Genomic DNA, 20,958 nt, shown 5'->3' on the forward strand with positions numbered 1-20,958 from the left:
CTTGGGGCATGCTCATCCGGACGTCGGTAAGGAGCCACCTTCCTTCCCCTTACATAATAGTAAGCGAGTGGGCGCCGGAAAATGTGATCGAGATTTCGAGATAATTTTTTTGGCACAGGCTAGAAACATTGACAAGACAACAATCTCGAGCAAAAAAAATATTTTTTCGGCTCGTTCAATCTTTTCGCTGAAACAGATCAACTTTAAGGTGGCAAATGGGGGACTGACCGAGAGATGTTGAATCCAAAGAATTGAGACTATTTTCAAATAATATTCGAATCGAGCAATCATCTCGTGCCGTTGGGTTGTGCCACCTTTGGGAACGTTCTTTGTGCCGATTCCAGCACCGCATGACCAAAAATAGCGGCACAAATGGCAATCGATGGGGCGCAGCCGAAAACTTTTGTGATGGCGTCACACATTGGCTTCACTGGATTTTAGGGCCATCAAACCGGCAAAAGCGGGCGGCGAAAAATAATTTTGGCCAAGAAAAAGAGGCCCTTTTGCATGAGGGCCTCCCTGTGCTTATTTTCAGTGCAACGAGTTACTTAGCGCCGGTCTCGAATTCGTCGATGCCCATGTGCTCCAGAATCAGTGTCGCCGTTTCCTCGATCGAGCGCTGCGCGGTGTTGATCACCATGCAGCCGAGCTTCTGATACAGGCGGTCGGCAAAGGCAAGCTCCTCGCTGACTTGGTCACGGGCGGAATAGGCGGTGTCCGGATTGAGGCCATACGCGATCATGCGGTGGCGGCGAAATTCCATGAGGACCGACGCATCGGTGGTCAGCCCAACGATCTTGTGTGGGTCGACTTTGTAGATCTCATCTGGAATGTGTGCGTTTGGCACAAGCGGTAAGTTAGCCACTTTCAGGTTCCGGTTGGCCAAAAACAGCGAGAGGGGCGTCTTGCTTGTCCGCGACACGCCAAGCAGGACGATGTCGGCTTCCAAAAAGCCCTTCGGATCCTTGCCATCGTCATAAAGCACGGCGAATTCCATGGCCGAGATGCGATCAAAATATTTTTCATTCAGGTCGTGCACGGCGCCGGCCACGCCGCTTGGTCCCTCGCCGGTGAGGGCAGTGACCGCATCTAGCATTGGGGTCATCACGTCGATCAACGGCACGTCTTGTTGTTTGGCGTAACCGCGGGCGAGCTTGCTGAGGCCAGGGGTGACCAGGGTCGCGATCACGATGCCGCGGTCGGCTTTGGCCTGCTCGATGGTCTGCATCAATTTTTCCTCGTCGTGGCAAAACGGGAAGCGGATGTAATGCGCCGTGCGATCGCCGTATTGGGCTGCCACAGCCTGGGCGAGTTTCAGACCGGTCTCGCCGATTGAATCGGAGATGATGTAAAGGTTTAGTTCTTCTGCCATCTCGTGCCTCCAAGTGTTAAGATACCGTTATCATACCATATTGTGCGCGCTGACCACGTGTAAAAAAAGGGTGTGAAGCCGAGCGCTCAGGGGAAGGCAGGTCGTTCGGCCTGGGCGGTTGATGGCGCACTTGGCCATCGGGCGACTAGGCCGACTACATGACCTACCCCCGCTCGGCGGAACTCGACTGGAATCGTGCATTCGCTCACAAAAAAACAACAATGCAATATTGACGCGGTTTTCCTGTTCATATATAATAGTCAAGAACTGTTGGCTTTACGATATCTGTCAGTGGTTACACAAGTGTCGGAGGGAGGGATATCATATGGCAAAGACGGTCGTTAAGAAAAACGAATCTCTCGATGATGCTCTTCGGCGCTTCAAGCGCACCGTATCCAAGTCAGGTACCTTAGCCGAATACCGGAAGCGGGAATTCTACGAGAAGCCTAGTGTGAAGCGGAAGCTCAAGTCTGAAGCTGCACGCAAGCGCAAAAAGTTCTAATAACCACAAAACGCGGGCCTCTGGGTGCGCGTTTTTTTGCGACAAAAACAGGAGTGGGACCGCCCACCCAAGGAGGAATTATGGCATTAGTTGATCAATTGAATGAGCAGATGAAAACGGCCATGAAGGCGCGCGACAAGGAGACGCTGAGCACGGTTCGGATGCTCAAGGCCGCCGTGCAAAACAAACAGATCGAACTCGGCCACGACCTCACCGAAGACGACGAGAAGGCCCTGCTTTCCACTGAGCTGAAGCAGCGCAAAGAATCCCTTGTCGAATTCCAAAACGCCAATCGTGAGGACCTGGTCAAGCCGCTGGAAAACGAGATCAAGATCGTTGAAAGCTACCTGCCAGCCCAACTGGACGAAGCGGCTGTCACGGCGCTGGTCGAGGAGACGATTCAAGAGGTCGGGGCCACCGGTAAAAGCGATTTTGGCAAGGTGATGAAGACCCTGATGCCAAAGGTCAAAGGCCAAGCAGACGGCGGGCTTGTTAACCGCATCGTGAAAGAAAAGTTGGCTTAATGGCCAAAGCGTGCGTGGCGGTCAGGTCTGAGCTGTGCAGTATTGCACAGCTCGGTTGCCTCGTGACCGTGCCATTGCCTTTCCAAATGTCTTTCTTTTTCACATTCAAAAAGAGTCGGCCCCGGCCGGCTTTTTTCGTCCCGCGCCAGCGAAACGCCAAGATCGACCCACTGCGGCAAGCCGCGCCCCGCGATGCGCGCGGTTATGGTAAAATGACGATAAATGAAACTGAGGAGGCCAGCGTTATTGGCAGAAGAATCCAGTGAAAAAATTTTCCTCCTCGCTGACGCGGATCAAGCGATCAGCCTGGCGGGAATCAATGACCAAAACTTTGCGCGCATCGAAGAAGGACTGGGCGTGACGATCGCTCCGACTGGCCAAGGCCTGCGCCTGACCGGACCGGCGGAAAAAGTCAGTCTGACTTACCAGCTGCTCAGTCAAATGCTGGTCCTGCTGGGGCAAGGCATCCGCCTGTCTGCGCCGGACATTCAAAGCGCGATCAAGATGGCGCAACGCGGGACCCTTGATTATTTCACCGATATGTATTCAACGGTGCTGATTCGTGATGCCAAGGGTGGCGCGATTCGGGTCAAGAATTTTGCTCAGCGCCAGTACATCGATATGATCAAGCGCAATGACATCACGTTTGGCATCGGCCCGGCCGGTACCGGGAAGACTTTCCTGGCTGTTGTAATGGCGGTGGCGGCGATGAAGGCGGGCGAAGTGGAACGCATCATTTTGACGCGGCCGGCGGTGGAAGCGGGCGAGAGCCTCGGCTTTTTGCCTGGCGACTTGAAGGAAAAAGTGGATCCGTATCTGCGACCCGTGTACGACGCGCTGTATGCGGTCCTCGGCCAGGAGCACACGACGCGCCTGATGGATCGCGGCGTGATCGAGATTGCCCCGCTTGCGTACATGCGCGGCCGGACGCTCGACAACGCGTTTGCGATCTTGGATGAGGCGCAAAACACGACGCAGATGCAGATGAAAATGTTTTTGACCCGTCTCGGATTTGGCTCCAAGATGATCGTCAATGGCGACATCACTCAGATCGACCTGCCGAACAATGGCAAAAGTGGGCTGATTCAGGCTCAGGCGATTCTGCGGGACATCGATCATATTGGCTTCACCGAATTTTCGGCGGCGGATGTGGTCCGTCATCCGGTGGTCGGCAAGATCATCGAGGCATACGGACAAAAGGCATGACTGGTCGCGCGGGGTGACTCACTTCGCACAAGGAGGCAAAGGCATGGCGACATTTCGGCAGCATCTTCAGCGGGCGGTGGCCCCAGTCGTGGTCGCCGCGTTCATCGCGGTGAGTTTTCTGGCGCTTTTTTGGATCGTCTTACCGCGCCCGCTCAATGTGAAGGTCAACACCGTTGCGGATCAGACGATCATCGCGACCCAAACGGTGCAGGACCAGGAGAAGACCAAGGAAGCGCGGACCGCGGCGGCAAAGGCTGCCGAGCCAGTCTACACTTATGACAGCACGATCTCCGGCAAGCAGCTGGACAAGCTCAGTGCGCTACAAAAAGCGGTGAGCGCTACCCAGACTGAGGCGGAAAGCGATGCGCAGAAGGATTTTGCGGCTGCGCAAAAGAAAAATGATCAGGCTGTTTACACGGCGCCGACGACCACCGCGCTCCTCAAGGCGTTCAAGACGGCGTATCCCAAAGATGACAACCCATTTTTCTACCAATTTTCCGATCGTTTTTACCGGCAGTTGTTTGCCCTGGATAAAGACGCGCAAACGGCCTTGTTTAGCGCCGTGTCGCGCACTGTCTCCGCACAGATGAGCGCAAAGATCGCCCCGACTCAGGTCGATGACAGTCGCAGGGCAGCGCGGCGGGCATTAGATGACGCCGAGCTGGTCGGCGACTCGGTCCAGTTGGCGCATGAATTGAGCAACGCGGCCCTGGTGCCAAACGAACTGCTCGATGCCGCGCAGACCAAGGCGCGCCAGGCTGAAGCCAGCGCCGCCGTGACGCCGGTGTCGATCATGCAGGGCCAGGTCATCGTGCAGGAAGGCCACATGATCGATGCCACTGCGATGCATCAGCTGGCCGTGCTTGGCTTGACGAAAAAGAATCAGCGGGGCGGCTCACTGGTCGCGTTCATTCTTTTTCTGATCATCGAGACTGTGGCGTTGAGCGTGGTGCTCAGTCAATGCGAGCGCAACGTCCGGACGAAAAACGCGGCGCTGTATGGGGCATTGATGCTGATCATGACGGGATTGATGCTGGCGATCCGATTCGTTGCGACCACCGGCGGCATCAATTTAGCGCTCTTGTTGCCCGTTGCGATGGTGCCACTTTTGCTGCGATCGTTCGTCGGCCGGCGCATGGCGCTGCTGGCGGCGTTGATGCAGACGTTCACCGCGTATTTTGCCTTCTATTCAACCACCGGCACGATTTTCACCGGCGGCACCGCGGTCGTTTATCTAGCCACAGGCATCTTGTGCGTGATGATTCCGAAAAAACGGCTGAACGACGTGGCGGCGCGCACCGCGTTTTGGGTGCTTGGCGTGGACCTTACACTGAACTTGGCACTCCTGTTGCTGCAAGGCGCGGATTTCACTACCTGGTCGACCTGGCGCGCATTTTTGTTCGTGCTGGCCGGCCAGCTACTGGGCTACCTGCTGGCGCTGGGCGCAACGCCTTACCTGGAGCTGGTTTGGCGCGATGATGCGGTGTTCAAGCTCAACCGCTTGAGCAACCCCAACGATCCGCTGCTTCGGCGCCTGCTTGAAGAGGCACCTGGCACCTATCATCACAGCATGATGGTCGCCAATCTTTCGGCCAATGCCGTTGCGCGCATCGGCGGGCGGCAGATGCTGACGCGTGTGGCCTGTTATTACCACGACGTCGGCAAGCTGACCCGGCCGCTTTACTTCACCGAAAACATGCCGGCCGGCTTCAAGACCCCGCATGCGGACCTGTCGCCTGAGGAAAGCGCGAAGATCATTTTCGCCCATGTCTCAGACGGCGTCGCGATGTTGAAAAAACGCAACATGCCGCAATTTATCGTGGATGTTTGCGCCCAGCATCATGGGACGACGCTCATGAAGTATTTTTACATTGAAGCGAAAAATGCGGATCCGAACACCAAAGAATCCGATTACCGCTATCCGGGGCCAAAACCGCAGACGCTTGAGGCGGCCGTGATCAACATTGCGGATACCTGCGAGGCGGCGGTGCGTTCGATGAAGCACCCGACGCCGGCCGGCATTCGCCAATTCGTGCACAACATCACCAATGAACGCATCACCGATGGCCAGTTCGATGAGGCGCCGATCACCGTGGCCCAGCTGCGGGCGGTCGAGCAGTCCCTGATCGACGGCCTCGCCAGCACATTTTATAATCGTATCGAATATCCGAAACTCAATGAGGCGGATGGCGAGACGCAAACAGATAAGGAGAATGAAGATGGATCTAGAACTGATCGATGACGACCACCGCTTGACGGCGGCCCACACGAAGCTGGTACGGGAGCTGGTCGCCTTTGCGGGCAAGCAGCTCAAGTTGAACGAGGACACGGAGATCGCCATCACCATTGTGGACGATGACGAGATTCACCGCATCAACCAGCAGTATCGCAACACGGACCGGGTGACAGACGTGATCAGTTTTGCTATCGAGGAAGGCGACGAGGACCTGCACGGCTTTGAGGACATCCCCCGCGATATCGGCGACCTGTTCATCGATCCTGACCAGGTGGCGCGCCAGGCCGAGGACTACAAGCATTCCTTTGAACGCGAGCTCGGCTACACTGTGGTCCACGGGTTCCTTCATTTGAATGGCTACGACCACATCAAGCCCGAAGACGAAGCGGTCATGATCCCGCTGCAAGAAAAGATCCTGTCCGCTTATGGCCTCGAGCGATAAGCGGATCCGCAAAAACCATTCCTTCTTCCAGGCCTTGCGCCACGCCATCGACGGCTTGTGGGGCGCCTTCATTCACGAAGGCAACCTGCGCCGCGAGTTCATCGCCTCCTTATTGGTGGTGATCGGCGGCGCGGTGCTTCGCGTGTCCTGGCAGGAATGGCTGATCTTGATGCTGGCGATCTTGGGCGTGATTCTCGGTGAGCTGATCAACACGATCGTCGAGCAGGTGGTTGATCTGATCGTCGGCCCGCGCTTTGATCCGCGCGCCAAGAAGATCAAGGACATGGCGGCCGGCGCCGTATTGGTCACCGCAGGCATTTCCGTGGTCTGCGGTATCTATGTCTTTGTGCCGCATCTCGTGGCACTGTTTGGAGGGGCCTTATGAAAAATGAGTTGATCGCGGCGGCCACGGCGGCGCGCCAAAATGCGTATGTGCCGTATTCCCATTTTGCAGTGGGGGCGGCTCTCATCACCGACGATGGCCGCGTGGTCGCCGGCTGCAATGTCGAAAATGCGAGTTTTGGCCTGACGCTATGCGCCGAGCGCAACGCGATGTTTGCGGCCGTGGCCGGGGGCAGCACGCATTTTCAGGCGCTGGCGATCATCGCCGACACCCCAGGCCCTGTTTCGCCATGCGGGGCGTGCCGGCAGGTGATGGCGGAATTCATGGCCTCAGAGGCACCGGTCTATTTGACCAATCTGCATGGCGACGCAACGGAAACGACGGTGGGCGCGCTTTTGCCCGGCGCCTTTGACAAGGAGGATATGGCACGTGACTAAAGAACATCACTCAGGATTTGCGGCGATCATCGGCCGGCCCAACGTGGGCAAGTCGACCTTTATGAATCGAATTTTGCGGGAAAAAGTGGCGATCATGTCACCCAAGGCGCAGACTACTCGCAACAAGATCAACGGGATCTACACCACGGATGACGCCCAGATCGTCTTCGTCGACACGCCTGGCATCCACAAGCCGAAAAACGCGCTGGATGACTACATGGATACCGCGGCCCTGTCGACCCTGAACCAAGTCGATGCGGTGCTGTTCATGGTGGCCGCCGATGAGAAAATGGGGCCGGGCGACCAGTACATCATCCATCAGCTCGACCAGGTGAAAAAGCCGGTGTACCTGCTCATCAACAAGATCGACCTCATCCATCCAGATGATCTCCTGCCGCTGATCGCGCAGTACCAGACCGCCTACGATTTCACCGGGGTCTATCCGTTGAGCGCCACCATGGGCAACAACGTCGAGGAATTTTTGACCGACCTGAGTACCGCATTGCCGGAAGGGCCGCAGTATTATCCGGAAGACCAGCTGACCGACCACCCAGAGTATTTTGTCGTTGGCGAGTTGATTCGCGAAAAAATTCTGGAGCTGACCCGCGATGAGGTGCCACATAGCGTCGCCGTGGTGGTCGAGCGCATGAAGGACCGCGACGCCAATGGCAAACTGCAGATCGAAGCCTATATCGTCGTGGAGCGCGACAGCCAAAAAGGCATCGTGATCGGGCGCGGTGGGGCGATGCTCAAGCAGATCGGCATTCGCGCGCGGCGCGACATCGAGGCCCTGCTTGGCGAAGGCGTCAACCTTAAGTTGTGGGTCCGGGTGCAGAAGAACTGGCGCGACAACAACGCCTATCTGAAGACCCTCGGCTATAACATGAAGGATCTGAAGTAAAATGAGTGCGCCGCAGGAATTTTCGGCGCTGGTCTTGTCGCGGCAGAATTATCGCGAATCCGACATGTTGGTCAAACTCCTGACCGATCGTTTCGGCAAAAAAATGTTCCTGCTGCATCGGGCGCGGAAGCCAGGCTTTGCCATGGGCGCCGGCATTTTACCCTTCACCTTGGGGCGCTACGTGGGGACGATCTCTGACGGCGGCCTCAGTTACCTGAACACGGTCAAAACCGCGACCCAGTATCAGGCGATCGCCCAGGACATCAGCCTGAATGCCTATGCGACCTATGTCCTGTCGCTGATCGACCTCGCGTATCCGGATGGCGAGCCGATTCCCCATTGGTTTGCGCATGCCCGCGAAAGCTTACGCCTGATCGATGAGGGGTTTGACCCGGCGATCATCGCCAACATCGCGGAGGTCCAGTTGCTGGAAGCGTTTGGCGTGCAGCCGGAGTGGCGCTGGTGTGTGCTGGACCAGCGCAGCGACCTGCCACTGGATTTTTCGGAAAAATTCGGCGGGTTGCTTTGCCAGAATCACTGGGATCAGGATCCATATCGGTACCGGATCCAGCCCAAGGCGATGTACCTCCTGCGCCGCTTTTCCACGCTGGATCTGACCCAGTTGCAGACGATCAACGTCAGCGCCGCCACCCGCAACGAGCTGCGGCGCGTGCTAGACCGAATCTACAGCGACATGGTGGGCGTGGTGCCAAAAGCCAAGCGGTTCTTGGACCAGATGCATGGCTGGCAGGATCAACTGCCGCCGCTGAAGCCGCGCGGGGAAGACCCAAAGTAGACCAAAGCTGAGGCGCTATTGTCTCGGCTTTTTTGATTCGGCGTGCGAAGTCCAACTTGATTCAGGGTGCGACGCGGGTTAGCCTAGCGAAACACCAATAATTGAAAAAACCGCGACCAGCTGTAGCCGAAAACAATGGTCGCGGTTTTTGCATGCTATTTTCGAGAAGATAACCGACACGTGTTCATAAATGAACAGATACATGGCAATGCCGCCCTCTTTCTGCTACACTGGATCTGTCTGTTATTGAACGAATGTCTATTAACGAACGGAGCAAATGCGATGGATCGACGGGTCATGCGCACACGGCGCGCAATTATGGAAGCTTATGTGGCACTGCGGCGGCAAAAGGTCTCGCTGACGGTCGCCTTGGTCGCGGACCAGGCCGATATTGGGCGGGGGACTTTTTACCTGCACTTCAAAGATATTCAGGATCTCGAAGATCAGGTCCTGCGTGAAGCCGCGGATCAGGTGCTCCAGCGGCTCGACCAAACGCCACTGCCGGCGCGCGGTCGGACGACGCGGGATTGGGTCGCCAGTTTGATGCTGTTTTTGCGTGATCTGGCCCCGCAGCTGGCGATGCTGGCCGATACGGGGCAGGGCCTCGTCTTGCGCAAACAGGTCCAGGCAAAATTGGAAAAGTGGCTTCAACCGACTGGTGCGCTTACGCTTGATACGCGCGGCTATGCGGCTGCGGCAATCGACGTTGCCATTTCCGGTCTGTTTGGCGACGCCGGTACAACGGACAGTGCAACCGTCGCCTGGTTGGCTGGGGCGCTGGACCGGGCGCGAGAGGGAGGCACGAAAGCTTGATCAAATTAGTTGCAACAGATCTGGATCACACCTTGTTACTTCCGGATGGCAGTTTGCCACCGGACACATTTGCGTTGATTCGCCAACTGGCAGCGCGCGGCATCGAATTTGTCGCAGCCAGCGGGCGCAGCATTTCGCGCCTTGATGAGATGTTTCACCCGATCGCCGACCAAATGAGCCTCGTCAGCGAAAATGGGGCCGTGGTCCGACACCGGCAAGACGCCCCAATTTTGCGCACGCTGGCCCGCGAGGATTGGCTCGAATTGATCGCATACACCCGGCGGCAGAAAGATGGCTTGCCGCTATTGTGCGCGCTGGATGACAGTTGGCTGGCGGCGGCCGACCAAGCTGCGGCCGGGGTGATCGACGGCTTTGTGGCGCGCCAGGCAATCATCCCCGAACTCGCCGATCTCACCATGCCGATTCTGAAATACACGGTGATCTTCCCCGCCGGCGATGCGCTGGCCCATTTGCCGGAATATCAGCGCGTCTTTGGCGACCGCTTCACGGTGACTGTGGGGATGGCGACCTTTTTGGACATCACCGCGCCCCATGTCAGCAAGGCCACCGGGTTGGCGACGCTGGGCGAGCGGCTCGGCATTTCGCTGGCGGACATGGCCGCATTCGGCGATGATGCCAACGATGGCGCGATGATCGAAGCGGTCGGCCACGGCTTCATCATGGCCAACGCAACGCCTGGGCTGGCCGGCATCAAGGGCACGCGCATCGGCACCAACGCGGATCAGGCCGTGCTCAACACGATTCGCAAGCTCGCCTCCGAGCAGCCCTCATGACAGGGCTGGCCCGCATTCGCCTGATTGCCAGCGACCTGGACCACACGTTGCTAACGCCGGCCGGGGACCTCGCTGGCCGCACCGTCCACCTGATTCGCCGTCTTGGGGAAAATGGCGTGCAGTTTGCTGCCATCAGTGGGCGCGACACCGCTTCGATGCGTGCGCTGTTCAAGCCGCTGTTGAAAAATGTCTGGCTGGCGAGCCACAACGGGGCAGTTATCAGTAAAAATGGGGCGGTCCTGGCCGCACATCCACTGACCGACATGCAAGTCGCGGGCCTGCTGACGCTTTTGGCGACCCATTTTTCCGCGCAACCGGTGCTACCGGTGCTTTGCCGTGAAGATGGCATCTTCGTGGTGGCCCCAGGTCCGGCGTCCGAAGCGCGCCTGCGCAAATTTTTCACCCAGCTCAAGGTGGTGCCGCGCCTTGACCCGTTTTTGACTGACGTCATGAAAGTCACCTGTTGGACCAATGGCCCGGCCGCGCCGGTAGCTGCCCAGCTGCGCCAAATTTTGCCGGCAGGATTACAGCTGGCGGTGGGCGAGCAGGACGCGTTTTCCATCACCAGCGCGCAAAGCGACAAGGGGCAGGCGCTGGCGCGGCTCGCGTTGCGGCTGGGCGTGCCGCGCGGGGCGACGCTGGCGCTGGGCGACCAGGGCAACGACTTGACCATGCTGAAATGGGCCGGGACCGGCGTGGTCATGGCGGACGGGGATCCCGCCTTGATCGCCGCAATCGGCCAGGTGGCGCCGCCCAACGTCAAGCACGGCGCGGACCAGGTCCTGGCGGCGGTGTTACGGGAAAAAATGGAGGGAACACGATGACAGAAACAAAATGGGTCACAGTATTCTGCGGTGCCTCAACCGGGGTGGATCCACAGTTTGCGGAGGCGACCAAAGCGCTGGGCAACTGGCTGGTCGATCATGACTTTGGCCTGCTGTACGGCGGGGGCCAGTATGGGCTGATGGGCGTTGTCGCCGAGACTGTGCTGGCGCGCGGCGGACAGGTTTATGGCATCGTACCCCAAGAGCTTGCCGACCGCGGTGTGGTGATGCCAGGCCTGTCAAAATTGGCGGTGGTCGCCGACATGAGCGTCCGCAAAGCTAGGATGATTCAAGAAAGCACGGCGCTGATCGCACTGCCAGGCGGCCCCGGTACGCTGGAGGAGATCAGTCAGGCCTTTTCCTGGGCGCGCATCGGCGACAATCCGCACCCTTGCGCCTTTTACAATGTGGCGCATTACTACGACGACTTGGCGCGCTTCTTCGACGGCATGACCACCAGCGGCTTTTTGACCGCAACGGATCGCGGCAAGCTCTGCTTTAGCGAGGACCTCGACGCGATCGGCGACTTCATTGCCAATTACCAGGCGCCGGCGATTCGCACTTATGGCACCGACAAGTGAGCTGACAGTCGCTAGCGGAAAAATGCCACGCAAAAACGCCTTTTAGGTTGCCACACGCGCATGTGCGTGACGGCCCAAAAGGCGTTATTTGTGTTGCGTGTCGTCGACCGCGCCAGTCCGGCTGGCCGCGATCAATTTTCGTCAGACTGTTTGGCAGCTGACTCGTTTCGCCAGTCCGGCTGTCTGCGCCCTATTTTTACAGGCGCTCTGCGGGCAGGGGCACCAGATCCACGTGGCGCATATCCATGATCGAGACCATCTCGCCGGTATCCAGCACCGCCGTATCGGCCCCGGCATAACCGGCGACCTTCCCGCGATAAGGCGCCTGGTAATTGCCATCGGTGTTGGTATAGTCGACTTGAATCGACACCGTGTTGCCGTTTTGGTAAGCCTGCGCGAGCGTGCTGCGAATATCCTCGTCGCTCATCATGGGCAGCGGCGGGTAATGCGTCGCCTCCTGAGCGGCCTGTTGCTTCAGCGCCGCCGGGTGGTCAGAAAGAAAGTAGCCCTGCCATTTGACCATCCCGCGATCCTCGTAATCATATAGGAAGAAATTGGTCACCATCTTCATGAAATCTTCCTCGGACCCATGCCACCGCGCACTTGGCGTAAATTTTGCTTTGGTCATTACCGCACCTCCTTGTCATCATTATACGAACAAACGTTTGGAAAAGAAAGAGGGTGGTCTCGACGCCTTTTTCGATTGGCAAAAGACGGTAGGCAACGCGCAAAAAATTTGGGACATTTGGGCTGCAGCGCCAAAAGGAGGAGACACACATGAATGCCGTTTCGTGGTACAGCTTTCGCCACAACCTCAAAGCCTATATGAAAAAAGTAACCGAAGACGCGAGCCGCTGATCGTGACAGCCAAGCACCCCGGAGACAATATCGTGCTCATGAGCCAACAAGAATACGACTCGCTCAAAGAAACTTTGTCTCTATTGTCGAGTCTGGCAAATTCAAAGGCCCTGCGAAAAAGCATCCGCCAGGCGACTGACGAGGCAAACTGACGGGATAGTCGACAGCCGAGGTGGGGCGTGACTGAGTAGGCAGGTTGGGCGGGGGCCAGCGCAAATCGGAGAAATGCATGGCGCCCCCCGTCATGCGTTGTATTTTCTACTAAGTGGGCTATTCGGGTCCAAAAATTATTTGTCAGCGTTGATAGGGCAGCGGAGGCATATTTAACCACAGTAAACATATACGTTATCATGTTGATATGTAAAAGCCAAAATTTAGATCATACCGCCGACCGAATGGACGAAATGAATTCAAGGAATTTCTGATGTCTTTGCCTCCAAAGCAGGCCGCTAAGCTGCAAGCAGCAATCAATATGACAGAAGAAAAAGGGCTTGAGGTCGCAACGAGGATGCTTCTGGTTAAAAAACTCGACAAGAACCTTTACGAGTTAAGATCTCGCGTTGGTAAAGACTACCAGCGAGGCCTATACTTTCATATCACTGGGGCGAATTATATGATCACTCATGGGTTCAGCAAGAAGACTAACAAGACCCCAGAACGCGAGATCAACCACGCAGTCGATCTTCGCGCTGAGTATTATCAGCACTACAAGGAGGAAGACAACAAATGAGCAAAGATCTGAACGAATTCATGATGGAAAACTCGGAGAGTCTCGATGACTTCTTTTCCGAGATGATGAAGGACTCCTCCTATCGGCAAGCTTACCAGGCCGAAATGAATAGGCTCTCCAGCGCTGCTGCCCTGGTTGAAGCTCGTGAAGCTGCCGGACTATCTCAGCAGAAACTCGCTGAGAAGGCTGGCGTACCAAAGACAACAGTTTCTCGTATTGAGCGAGGTCAGAACACTTCTATTGATACATTGACCAAGTTAGCTAACGCGCTTGGCCAACCAATCGTCTTAACTATCGGCCCTGTCGCTACGTCGAAGTCGTAGACCCAGTCTGAATTACCCGTCTCTTTAACGCAGCGCTTCTGCTGGAGATGCTGAGCAAACAGTTGAACAAGTGACAACGCCTCATAATCGAGGTTTCTCTAGATGCATATACTTGTTGCACCCGGTTTGATTTTGCCCCGGTCGATGCTATAATAATAGACAAAACAGATCGGCGATGAGAAAAAGAGAGATGACCGGCCTCGGCCAGCGAGCGAAGAAAAGGTGGGAGCTTCGTGCGGGCAGTCAACTCTGGCGTTTTCGAGCCTCGCAATGAAGAGCAGGTCCTCGGACCTGAAATAGGGTGGAACCGCGCGGAAGCGTCCCTATGCTACTTTTGGCATAGGGACGCTTTTTGCGTTTGTCGATCGAAAAGGAGACCATCATGACACAAAAAATGAGCGTCCAGAAAATGATCCAGACGCTGCAGAATTTTTGGGCGGAAAAGGGCTGCATGCTGATGCAAGCCTATGACACAGAAAAAGGGGCCGGGACCATGAGCCCGTATACCTTCTTGCGCGCGATCGGCCCGGAGCCGTGGAACGCCGCTTACGTCGAACCATCGCGGCGGCCGGCAGACGGGCGTTACGGCGAAAACCCCAACCGCCTGTATCAACATCACCAGTTTCAGGTGGTCATGAAGCCATCGCCGGAAAATATTCAGGATTATTATCTGGATTCCCTGCGCGCGCTTGATATCGATCCGCTGGCCCACGACATTCGCTTCGTTGAAGATAACTGGGAGAACCCGTCCATGGGCTGCGCCGGTGTTGGTTGGGAAGTTTGGCTCGACGGCATGGAAGTCAGCCAGTTCACCTATTTTCAGGTGGTCGGCGGCCTGAACGTATCGCCTGTGACCAGCGAGATCACCTATGGCGTCGAACGCCTCGCGTCTTACATCCAAGACGTCAACTCTGTGTTCGATCTTGAATGGGGCGATGGCGTTTTATACGGCGATATTTTCAAGGAACCCGAATACGAGCACTCCAAGTATTCATTTGAAGAAAGCGACCAGGGCCTCCTGCTGACACTGTTTGATGCTTATGAAAAAGAGGCCTGGCGCTTGATGGACCTCGGCTTGGTGCACCCGGCGTATGACTATATCTTGAAATGCAGTCACACGTTCAACTTGCTGGATGCGCGCGGCGTTGTCTCAGTCACCGAGCGTGCCGGCTACATGAGCCGTATTCGCAAAATGGCGCATAAAGTTGCCCGGGCATTTGTCGAGGAGCGCAAAAAGTTGGGCTTCCCGCTGCTGCATGACCAGACATCAAAAGACCAAGCATCAAAGGAGGCAAAGTGATCATGACACACGATTATTTACTTGAGATCGGGCTGGAAGACATGCCGGCCCATGTGGTCACCCCGAGTTTGGCGCAGTTCAAAACAAAGACGGCGGCCTTTTTGAAAGAGAACCACCTGACATTCGGTGACATCACCAGCTTTGCGACCCCGCGGCGCCTGGCGCTGTTGGTGCATGACCTGGCTGACAAACAGGCCGACACCGAAGAAGATGTGAAGGGCCCGGCGAAAAAAATTGCGCAGGACGCCGAGGGCAATTGGTCCAAGGCAGCGATCGGGTTCACCCGCGGGCAGGGGATGACTGTCGATGACATCACCTTCCGCGAGATCAAAGGCGTCGAGTATGTCTACCTGCACAAAGCCGTGGCTGGCAAACAGGCCGCGTCGATCTTGCCGGGGTTGATCGACGTTGTGAAGTCCTTGACCTTCCCGACGCGGATGAAGTGGGGCAATTACGATTTCGAATACATTCGCCCGATTCACTGGCTGGTCTCGCTGCTCGATGACCAGGTGGTGCCGATGCAGCTGCTGGACATCAAGGCCGGCCGCACCACGCAGGGCCACCGTTTTTTAGGCAAAGCCGTTGAGCTGGCTTCGGCGACCGCCTATGAAGATGCACTCGCCGCCCAATTTGTCATCGTGGATCCGGCCAAGCGCAAGCAGACGATCGCCGATCAGATCAATGCGATCGCCAAGGCCAACGACTGGACCATCGATCTGGATGCCGACTTGCTTGAAGAGGTCACCAATCTGGTCGAATGGCCGACTGCGTTTGCGGGCAAATTCGATGCGCAGTACCTGGCAATTCCGGAAGCTGTTTTGATCACCTCGATGAAAGACAACCAGCGCTATTTTTACGCGCGGGATGCGGCTGGCAAAATGGTTAACGCGTTCATCGGTGTGCGCAACGGCAACAGCGACCACCTCGAAGGCGTCATCGCCGGCAATGTCAAAGTGTTGACGGCGCGGCTTGAAGATGCGGCATTTTTCTATAACGAAGACAAGAAAAAGACCATCGCCCAATTTGTTGAGCGGCTCAAGTCGGTCAGCTTCCATGACAAGATCGGCTCGATGTATGACAAAATGGGCCGGACCACGACCATTGCCGGCCTGCTCGCGGATCAGTTGAACCTCAGCGACGCCGACAAGCAGCACCTTTTGCGCGCCGCCTCGATCTACAAGTTCGATCTGGTCTCGGCCATGGTCGGCGAGTTCGCCGAACTGCAAGGTGTGATGGGCGAAGAATATGCGCGACTGGCCGGCGAAGACCCGGCTGTCGCCACCGCGATTCGCGAACACTACATGCCGATCTCCGCAGACGGCGCCCTGCCGGCAACAACAGTGGGGACCTTGCTCGCGCTGGCCGACAAGCTGGAATCGCTGATGAGCTTCTTTGCCGTTGACCTCATTCCAAGCGGCTCCAACGATCCTTACGCTCTGCGCCGCCAAGCATACGGCATCGTGCGGATCATCGCGGCTCACGACTGGTCATTTGATGTGACGGCGCTGCAGCGCGCAGCCGTTGCCGCCCTGACGGAAAATGATCAGCTGGCCGGCCTCGATTATCAGCATAACCAAACGGCGCTGGCCGATTTCATGCGCGATCGCGTCAGCCAGTACCTCGGCGGCCAAGATGTGCGCCACGACATTCTCGATGCCGTTGTCGCCAGCCGTGATGTCAATCTCGCAGCGATGCTCGATGCCGCCAAGCTCCTGACCAAGCACGCCAATGATGCCGACTTCAAGGCGGCCATGGAAGCCCTCGGGCGGGTGGTGCGCATTGCCGACAAGAATCCGGTGAATGCTGCCATTGCCACGGACCTTTTTGAAAATAGTACCGAAAAGGCCTTGAATGATGCGGTCGGCGCGATCAAGGCGGATTACACCGTTGCGCCAACGGAAAATAATTACCAGGCGCTGCGCAGCTTGACGCCGGTCATCACCGACTACTTCACCGAGACGATGATCATGGCCGATGATGAAGCCGTCAAAAATAATCGCCTGGCTCAGCTTTCCGTGCTGGCCAACATGATCCACCAATTCGGGGATGTCACCGCAGTCATCGTGAAGTAAGTGGTGGGCGCAGGTGCTGAGCTTTCCTTGGCTTGTATCAATTTATTTGATTGTGTTTAGTTTGCGGAAGATTACGGGTGCCCTCCGGCCAGAAATGGCTGGAACGCTCCCAAGTGACTTTGAGCCCGCAAAGGTCGCGGTCTCAAAGCTCACTTTCGGTGTAAGCGGCACAGCCGCTAACACCGACGAGGGGGCTGAGCCATTTCTGGCCTCCGGGCACCCTCATACCGAAGCACGCATCATACGAATAGGTTAAAGGAAAGCTGAAGTATCAGCTTTCTAGCGTGCCTTTCAAGATTGACATTTGTCCTGATGGGTTCAGCTGTTTGCAAACTGGTGCCGTCGCTCACTCAGATAACTGCGGCGCCGAGCCTAAAGCACCGCATGCGCTTCCATTCGGGCAGGCAACCCGTTCACTTGAATCCCAGTCGGTCAGCGTGTATACTATACGTTGTATCAGTATGCACACGGCCAAATGAAGTCGCATTTCAAACGAGATGCGACTTTTTCTACGAGGCCGGGGACCAAAAGGAGGTGACGTCATGGCGGCAATTCCAGAGACCAAGATCGATGAGGTGCGAAACGCTGTCAACATCGTCGATTATATCGGCCAATTCGTCAGCCTCCACAAGGCCGGACAAAATATGTTCGGCCTTTGCCCGTTTCAGGACGAAAAGACCCCATCGTTTTCGGTCAATGAGAGCAAGCAGATCTTTCACTGTTTTTCCTGCGGGCGCGGCGGCAATGTCTTCAAGTTCGTGATGGAATACGACCACCTGGCATTTCCTCAGGCGGTCGCCAAAGTTGCGGATTATGCGGGCATCGAGCTGGGGGTGGACCTCGACGCGAACCGCCCAGTCGAAGATCCTGCCAAGGTGGCGCAAAAGGCGCTGCTCAAGCAGACGCAGGATTTTTATCACCACATTTTGGTCAATGCCGAAAGTGGCAGCGAGGCGCTTGCCTATTTGCACAAGCGCGGGCTCGACGATGCGACGATCGAGCATTTCAACATCGGCTTTGCGCCGGTGGATGGGACGCTTCTTCGCAGTTTTGTCACCGCCCATGGCTTCGATTACGACGTCCAGCGCAAAAGCGGGATGTTCGCGGAGAACCAAGACGGCACGCTGCACGATCGGTTCATCGACCGCGTGATGTTTCCGCTCACCGACATCAACGGGGATGTGATCGGCTTTTCCGGGCGCATGCTCCACAAGCCGAGCGGCGGGCGGACGATCGGCAAATATGTCAACAGTCCGGAAACGGACCTGTTTGCCAAGCGCGAGGTGCTGTTCAATCTCGGCCCGGCGAAAAATGATTTCAAACAATCCCCGCCAATTCTGTTTGAAGGCTTCATGGATGTGATTGCGGCTTATCAAGCTGGCGTCACCACCGGCATCGCGTCGATGGGCACCAGCTTGACCGAAGAACAGGTCGGCATCATCGCGCATCAGTCGCGCGAAATGGTCCTGTGTTACGACGGCGACGAGCCTGGGCAACACGCGACCGGGCGCGCGCTTGATTTGATCGAGCGCCACTCGCGGCTGAAGGTCAGCGTGGTGGTCCTGCCGGATGGGCAAGATCCAGATGAGTTTATCCAAAGCCGCGGCAAGGAAGCCTTTCAGCAGCAAATGACCCAAACCATCACGCCGCTGGGCTTTCGCTTGCATGCGCTGGCGGCCGGCAAGCAGCTGACCACCGACCAGGAAAAATTGGATTATATCCATGACGCGCTGGCGCTGGTGGCCCGCGAGCCCGATTCCGTCGCGCAATCTGTGTACTTGAGCCAGGTGGCCAAACTCACCGGCGTCAATGAGGCGGATCTGAAGACCAGCATGCCTGCGCCGACCCCGGTCGCGCCAGGACTGCCGACTGCCGGCGATGAATTTGGCCCGGAGCCACCGGCCGATGAAGAAGATCCAGGACCAGGCGGCTTTGGGGGCTATGGGTCGGGTGGAAGCGGCTTCGGTGCCGCCGGTTCTGGCAGTGGAGATTTCGGCCAACGAGGATCCGGAAGTACGGCCCCTGCGCAGGTGATGCGGCCGCATTACGACCGCTTTGAAAAGGCGGAGCGGCTCTTGCTGGTGCTGAGCTGGCGAGATCCTGAGATCGCCACGCGGCTGCACCAAACGGACTTTGTTTTTCCCGATGCCCCTTACCAGACGTTGTTTGATGCCTGGCTGAATTTTGCCCATGAAAATGAAGACGGCGCGATTGCTGGGTTCCTCGACCAGGTGCCGGAGGACTTGATGGCGACGGCCACAGATCTGGCAATGATGACGCCGCCGGAAAGCACCGACGAGGAAGTCGACGGGCTTATCGCACAGATCGGGGAAAAGAGTATCCGCGACCGGCTGGCGGCGCTGAAGGTCGAAATGACCCAAGCCCAACAGCTCGGGGACAAGCAGACCTCGCTCACGCTTTCGCAGCAATACATCGAATTGATGCGCACGCTGAAGGCCCGGCCGAGTGTTTGATATTGATGAGACACGTGTTTTGAACCAAGGAGGATCATAATGGCTGAAAAGACGACGAACCAAGAAAACGACGAAACGCCAAAGAAAACGGTGAAAAAGACGACTGCCAAGAAGCCAGCAACCACCGCGACCAAGGATGCGGCGCCGGATAAAGAATATGAAGCGGCGCTGACCAAGCTGATCAGTGACCACAAGAAAGACAAAGAGATCACCAATGATGATCTGGTCGATCAGCTCGTCAAGCCATTTGAACTCAAGAGCGCAGCGGTCGACGCGATGATGCAAAAGCTCGACGACAACGGCATTTCCGTCGTTGATGAAAATGGCGATCCAACCGCCGACGCCATCAAGACGCAAAAAAAGGTCTCCAAAAAGGAAATGTCTGACATGTCGGCGCCAAGTGGCGTGAAGATCAACGACCCAGTCCGGATGTACCTCAAGGAGATCGGCCGGGTCCAGCTTTTGACGGCCGATGAAGAAGTCGCGCTGGCGCTGAAGATCGAGCAAGGCGACCAAGAAGCCAAGCAACGTCTGGCCGAAGCCAACCTGCGTCTGGTGGTTTCCATTGCCAAACGCTATGTCGGCCGCGGCATGCAGTTCCTGGATCTGATTCAGGAAGGGAACATGGGCCTGATGAAGGCGGTCGAAAAATTCGATTACCGCAAAGGCTTCAAGTTCTCCACCTATGCGACCTGGTGGATTCGCCAGGCGATCACCCGTGCGATTGCTGACCAGGCCCGCACCATTCGGATCCCAGTCCACATGGTCGAGACCATCAACAAGTTGATCCGCATTCAGCGTCAGTTGCTTCAGGACCTCGGCCGCGAACCAACGCCGGAAGAGATCGGTGCCGAAATGGACATGCCAACTGACAAGGTCCGCGAGATTCTCAAGATCGCGCAAGAGCCTGTTTCCCTCGAGACCCCGATCGGTGAAGAGGATGACAGTCACCTCGGCGATTTCATCGAGGACGATAACGCCACGTCGCCCGAAGATCACGCCAGCTACGAACTACTGAAAGAGCAGCTCGAAAGCGTGCTGGACACCTTGACCGATCGCGAGGAAAACGTGCTCCGTCTGCGCTTTGGCCTGGATGACGGCCGCACGCGCACCCTCGAGGAAGTGGGCAAAGTCTTCGGCGTCACCCGCGAACGCATTCGCCAGATCGAAGCGAAGGCCTTGCGGAAGTTGCGCCACCCAAGTCGCTCCAAGCAATTGAAGGATTTCTTGGAATAAAATAGATTCGTGAAGATCTCAGCTTGCGGGCTGGGATTTTTTTTATGGTTCAAATTTGTGTGACAGGGTGACAGTCAGAAGGGGGCGATACTCGGGGATGGTGTGTTTCAGGACGTTGGGGCGTGCGGACATTTTTTTGGACCGCCGTTTTGCTAAAGTGCACAACGACGGTGTTCGTTCAGGTTTTTACCTCC

Annotated in this window: 22 protein-coding genes and 1 pseudogene; 21 read left to right on the forward strand and 2 right to left on the reverse strand. The window is 56.7% G+C overall.

The window, feature by feature from the left end; genetic code table 11:
* On the forward strand, window positions 1-241 hold a 241-nt coding region (locus EKM95_RS11870), incomplete at its 5' end, for a hypothetical protein (RefSeq protein ID WP_225423282.1).
* A gap of 303 nt (window positions 242-544) precedes the next feature.
* Here EKM95_RS11870 and EKM95_RS10365 read toward each other — a convergent pair.
* A complete protein-coding gene (locus tag EKM95_RS10365) occupies window positions 545-1,372 on the reverse strand; it encodes a pyruvate, water dikinase regulatory protein (protein ID WP_125698189.1) in 828 nt (275 codons plus the stop codon).
* Between the two features lie 325 nt (window positions 1,373-1,697).
* Here EKM95_RS10365 and rpsU point away from each other — a divergent pair, with 325 nt between their 5' ends.
* The 13 genes from rpsU to EKM95_RS10430 all read left to right on the forward strand — a co-directional run bounded on the left by rpsU (window position 1,698) and on the right by EKM95_RS10430 (window position 11,771).
* A complete protein-coding gene (gene rpsU, locus EKM95_RS10370; protein ID WP_054661478.1) occupies window positions 1,698-1,874 on the forward strand; it encodes a 30S ribosomal protein S21 in 177 nt (58 codons plus the stop codon).
* Window positions 1,875-1,954: 80 nt separating this feature from the next.
* A complete protein-coding gene (locus tag EKM95_RS10375; protein ID WP_125698191.1) occupies window positions 1,955-2,398 on the forward strand; it encodes a GatB/YqeY domain-containing protein in 444 nt (147 codons plus the stop codon).
* Between the two features lie 246 nt (window positions 2,399-2,644).
* Window positions 2,645-3,604 carry a PhoH family protein gene (locus EKM95_RS10380; protein ID WP_125698193.1) on the forward strand — a complete coding sequence of 320 codons (960 nt, stop codon included), beginning with the start codon at window positions 2,645-2,647 and terminating at the stop codon, window positions 3,602-3,604.
* 43 nt (window positions 3,605-3,647) lie between these two features.
* Window positions 3,648-5,846: an HD family phosphohydrolase gene (locus EKM95_RS10385; RefSeq protein ID WP_164510181.1), complete on the forward strand. Its 2,199-nt coding sequence runs from the start codon at window positions 3,648-3,650 to the stop codon at window positions 5,844-5,846.
* Complete coding sequence (gene ybeY, locus EKM95_RS10390) at window positions 5,824-6,282, forward strand: rRNA maturation RNase YbeY (RefSeq protein WP_125698197.1); 459 nt, start codon at window positions 5,824-5,826, stop codon at window positions 6,280-6,282. Before EKM95_RS10385 ends, ybeY begins: the two co-directional genes overlap by 23 nt.
* A complete protein-coding gene (locus EKM95_RS10395; protein WP_125698199.1) occupies window positions 6,266-6,667 on the forward strand; it encodes a diacylglycerol kinase family protein in 402 nt (133 codons plus the stop codon). Before ybeY ends, EKM95_RS10395 begins: the two co-directional genes overlap by 17 nt.
* Window positions 6,664-7,062, forward strand: coding sequence for a cytidine deaminase (locus tag EKM95_RS10400; RefSeq protein ID WP_125698201.1), 399 nt, complete (start codon window positions 6,664-6,666; stop codon window positions 7,060-7,062). The genes EKM95_RS10395 and EKM95_RS10400 overlap by 4 nt, the downstream gene beginning before the upstream one ends.
* Entirely contained in the window at window positions 7,055-7,963 is a 909-nt protein-coding gene (era, locus tag EKM95_RS10405) for a GTPase Era (RefSeq protein WP_225423283.1), read from the forward strand. The genes EKM95_RS10400 and era overlap by 8 nt, the downstream gene beginning before the upstream one ends.
* 1 nt (window position 7,964) lies before the next feature.
* Window positions 7,965-8,759: a DNA repair protein RecO gene (gene recO, locus EKM95_RS10410; protein ID WP_125698205.1), complete on the forward strand. Its 795-nt coding sequence runs from the start codon at window positions 7,965-7,967 to the stop codon at window positions 8,757-8,759.
* A gap of 282 nt (window positions 8,760-9,041) precedes the next feature.
* On the forward strand, window positions 9,042-9,572 hold the full coding sequence (locus EKM95_RS10415) for a TetR/AcrR family transcriptional regulator (RefSeq protein WP_164510182.1): 531 nt from the start codon (window positions 9,042-9,044) through the stop codon (window positions 9,570-9,572).
* The gene (locus EKM95_RS10420; RefSeq protein ID WP_164510183.1) at window positions 9,569-10,366 is read left to right on the forward strand and encodes an HAD-IIB family hydrolase; all 798 of its coding nucleotides are present in this window, start codon (window positions 9,569-9,571) and stop codon (window positions 10,364-10,366) included. The genes EKM95_RS10415 and EKM95_RS10420 overlap by 4 nt, the downstream gene beginning before the upstream one ends.
* Entirely contained in the window at window positions 10,363-11,190 is an 828-nt protein-coding gene (locus EKM95_RS10425; RefSeq protein ID WP_125698211.1) for an HAD family hydrolase, read from the forward strand. The genes EKM95_RS10420 and EKM95_RS10425 overlap by 4 nt, the downstream gene beginning before the upstream one ends.
* Window positions 11,187-11,771 (forward strand): LOG family protein, encoded by a 585-nt coding sequence (locus EKM95_RS10430; protein WP_125698213.1) that lies wholly within the window; start codon window positions 11,187-11,189, stop codon window positions 11,769-11,771. The genes EKM95_RS10425 and EKM95_RS10430 overlap by 4 nt, the downstream gene beginning before the upstream one ends.
* A 196-nt stretch (window positions 11,772-11,967) precedes the next feature.
* Here the strand turns inward: EKM95_RS10430 and EKM95_RS10435 are convergent, their stop codons facing one another.
* Window positions 11,968-12,399, reverse strand: coding sequence for a phage infection protein (locus tag EKM95_RS10435; protein ID WP_164510180.1), 432 nt, complete (start codon window positions 12,397-12,399; stop codon window positions 11,968-11,970).
* Between the two features lie 37 nt (window positions 12,400-12,436).
* Between EKM95_RS10435 and EKM95_RS10440 the strand changes: the two genes are divergently transcribed.
* The 7 genes and pseudogenes from EKM95_RS10440 to rpoD all read left to right on the forward strand — a co-directional run bounded on the left by EKM95_RS10440 (window position 12,437) and on the right by rpoD (window position 20,764).
* Window positions 12,437-12,781, forward strand: coding sequence for a type II toxin-antitoxin system Phd/YefM family antitoxin (locus EKM95_RS10440; protein ID WP_225423285.1), 345 nt, complete (start codon window positions 12,437-12,439; stop codon window positions 12,779-12,781).
* Window positions 12,782-13,053: 272 nt separating this feature from the next.
* A complete protein-coding gene (locus EKM95_RS10445) occupies window positions 13,054-13,359 on the forward strand; it encodes a type II toxin-antitoxin system RelE/ParE family toxin (RefSeq protein WP_404819813.1) in 306 nt (101 codons plus the stop codon).
* The gene (locus EKM95_RS10450; protein ID WP_125698217.1) at window positions 13,356-13,682 is read left to right on the forward strand and encodes a helix-turn-helix domain-containing protein; all 327 of its coding nucleotides are present in this window, start codon (window positions 13,356-13,358) and stop codon (window positions 13,680-13,682) included. The genes EKM95_RS10445 and EKM95_RS10450 overlap by 4 nt, the downstream gene beginning before the upstream one ends.
* Before the next feature lie 382 nt (window positions 13,683-14,064).
* Window positions 14,065-14,982, forward strand: a complete 918-nt coding sequence (gene glyQ, locus EKM95_RS10455; protein ID WP_125698219.1) for a glycine--tRNA ligase subunit alpha — start codon at window positions 14,065-14,067, stop codon at window positions 14,980-14,982.
* A gap of 2 nt (window positions 14,983-14,984) precedes the next feature.
* Window positions 14,985-17,054 (forward strand): glycine--tRNA ligase subunit beta, encoded by a 2,070-nt coding sequence (glyS, locus tag EKM95_RS10460; RefSeq protein ID WP_125698221.1) that lies wholly within the window; start codon window positions 14,985-14,987, stop codon window positions 17,052-17,054.
* A 542-nt stretch (window positions 17,055-17,596) separates the two neighbouring features.
* Window positions 17,597-18,856: pseudogene (dnaG, locus tag EKM95_RS10465) on the forward strand (DNA primase); the annotation flags it as partial.
* A 711-nt stretch (window positions 18,857-19,567) separates the two neighbouring features.
* Complete coding sequence (gene rpoD, locus EKM95_RS10470) at window positions 19,568-20,764, forward strand: RNA polymerase sigma factor RpoD (protein WP_125698225.1); 1,197 nt, start codon at window positions 19,568-19,570, stop codon at window positions 20,762-20,764.
* Window positions 20,765-20,958: the final 194 nt, after the last annotated feature.

It is taken from the genome of Lacticaseibacillus yichunensis (assembly GCF_003946405.1).
Taxonomy (GTDB): Bacteria; Bacillota; Bacilli; order Lactobacillales; family Lactobacillaceae; genus Lacticaseibacillus; species Lacticaseibacillus yichunensis.

What these genes read in the sequence shown, in the direction of transcription:
- EKM95_RS10425 (WP_125698211.1), top strand. Translation starts at nt 10,363, where the DNA reads ATGACAGGGCTGGCCCGCATTCGCCTGATTGCCAGCGACCTGGACCAC.
- glyS (WP_125698221.1), top strand. Translation starts at nt 14,985, where the DNA reads ATGACACACGATTATTTACTTGAGATCGGGCTGGAAGACATGCCGGCC.
- ybeY (WP_125698197.1), top strand. Translation starts at nt 5,824, where the DNA reads ATGGATCTAGAACTGATCGATGACGACCACCGCTTGACGGCGGCCCAC.
- rpsU (WP_054661478.1), top strand. Translation starts at nt 1,698, where the DNA reads ATGGCAAAGACGGTCGTTAAGAAAAACGAATCTCTCGATGATGCTCTT.
- EKM95_RS10450 (WP_125698217.1), top strand. Translation starts at nt 13,356, where the DNA reads ATGAGCAAAGATCTGAACGAATTCATGATGGAAAACTCGGAGAGTCTC.
- EKM95_RS10400 (WP_125698201.1), top strand. Translation starts at nt 6,664, where the DNA reads ATGAAAAATGAGTTGATCGCGGCGGCCACGGCGGCGCGCCAAAATGCG.
- EKM95_RS10375 (WP_125698191.1), top strand. Translation starts at nt 1,955, where the DNA reads ATGGCATTAGTTGATCAATTGAATGAGCAGATGAAAACGGCCATGAAG.
- EKM95_RS10365 (WP_125698189.1), bottom strand. Translation starts at nt 1,372, where the DNA reads ATGGCAGAAGAACTAAACCTTTACATCATCTCCGATTCAATCGGCGAG.
- EKM95_RS10415 (WP_164510182.1), top strand. Translation starts at nt 9,042, where the DNA reads ATGGATCGACGGGTCATGCGCACACGGCGCGCAATTATGGAAGCTTAT.
- rpoD (WP_125698225.1), top strand. Translation starts at nt 19,568, where the DNA reads ATGGCTGAAAAGACGACGAACCAAGAAAACGACGAAACGCCAAAGAAA.
- EKM95_RS10435 (WP_164510180.1), bottom strand. Translation starts at nt 12,399, where the DNA reads ATGACCAAAGCAAAATTTACGCCAAGTGCGCGGTGGCATGGGTCCGAG.
- glyQ (WP_125698219.1), top strand. Translation starts at nt 14,065, where the DNA reads ATGACACAAAAAATGAGCGTCCAGAAAATGATCCAGACGCTGCAGAAT.
- EKM95_RS10430 (WP_125698213.1), top strand. Translation starts at nt 11,187, where the DNA reads ATGACAGAAACAAAATGGGTCACAGTATTCTGCGGTGCCTCAACCGGG.
- recO (WP_125698205.1), top strand. Translation starts at nt 7,965, where the DNA reads ATGAGTGCGCCGCAGGAATTTTCGGCGCTGGTCTTGTCGCGGCAGAAT.
- EKM95_RS10395 (WP_125698199.1), top strand. Translation starts at nt 6,266, where the DNA reads ATGGCCTCGAGCGATAAGCGGATCCGCAAAAACCATTCCTTCTTCCAG.
- EKM95_RS10385 (WP_164510181.1), top strand. Translation starts at nt 3,648, where the DNA reads ATGGCGACATTTCGGCAGCATCTTCAGCGGGCGGTGGCCCCAGTCGTG.
- EKM95_RS10445 (WP_404819813.1), top strand. Translation starts at nt 13,054, where the DNA reads ATGTCTTTGCCTCCAAAGCAGGCCGCTAAGCTGCAAGCAGCAATCAAT.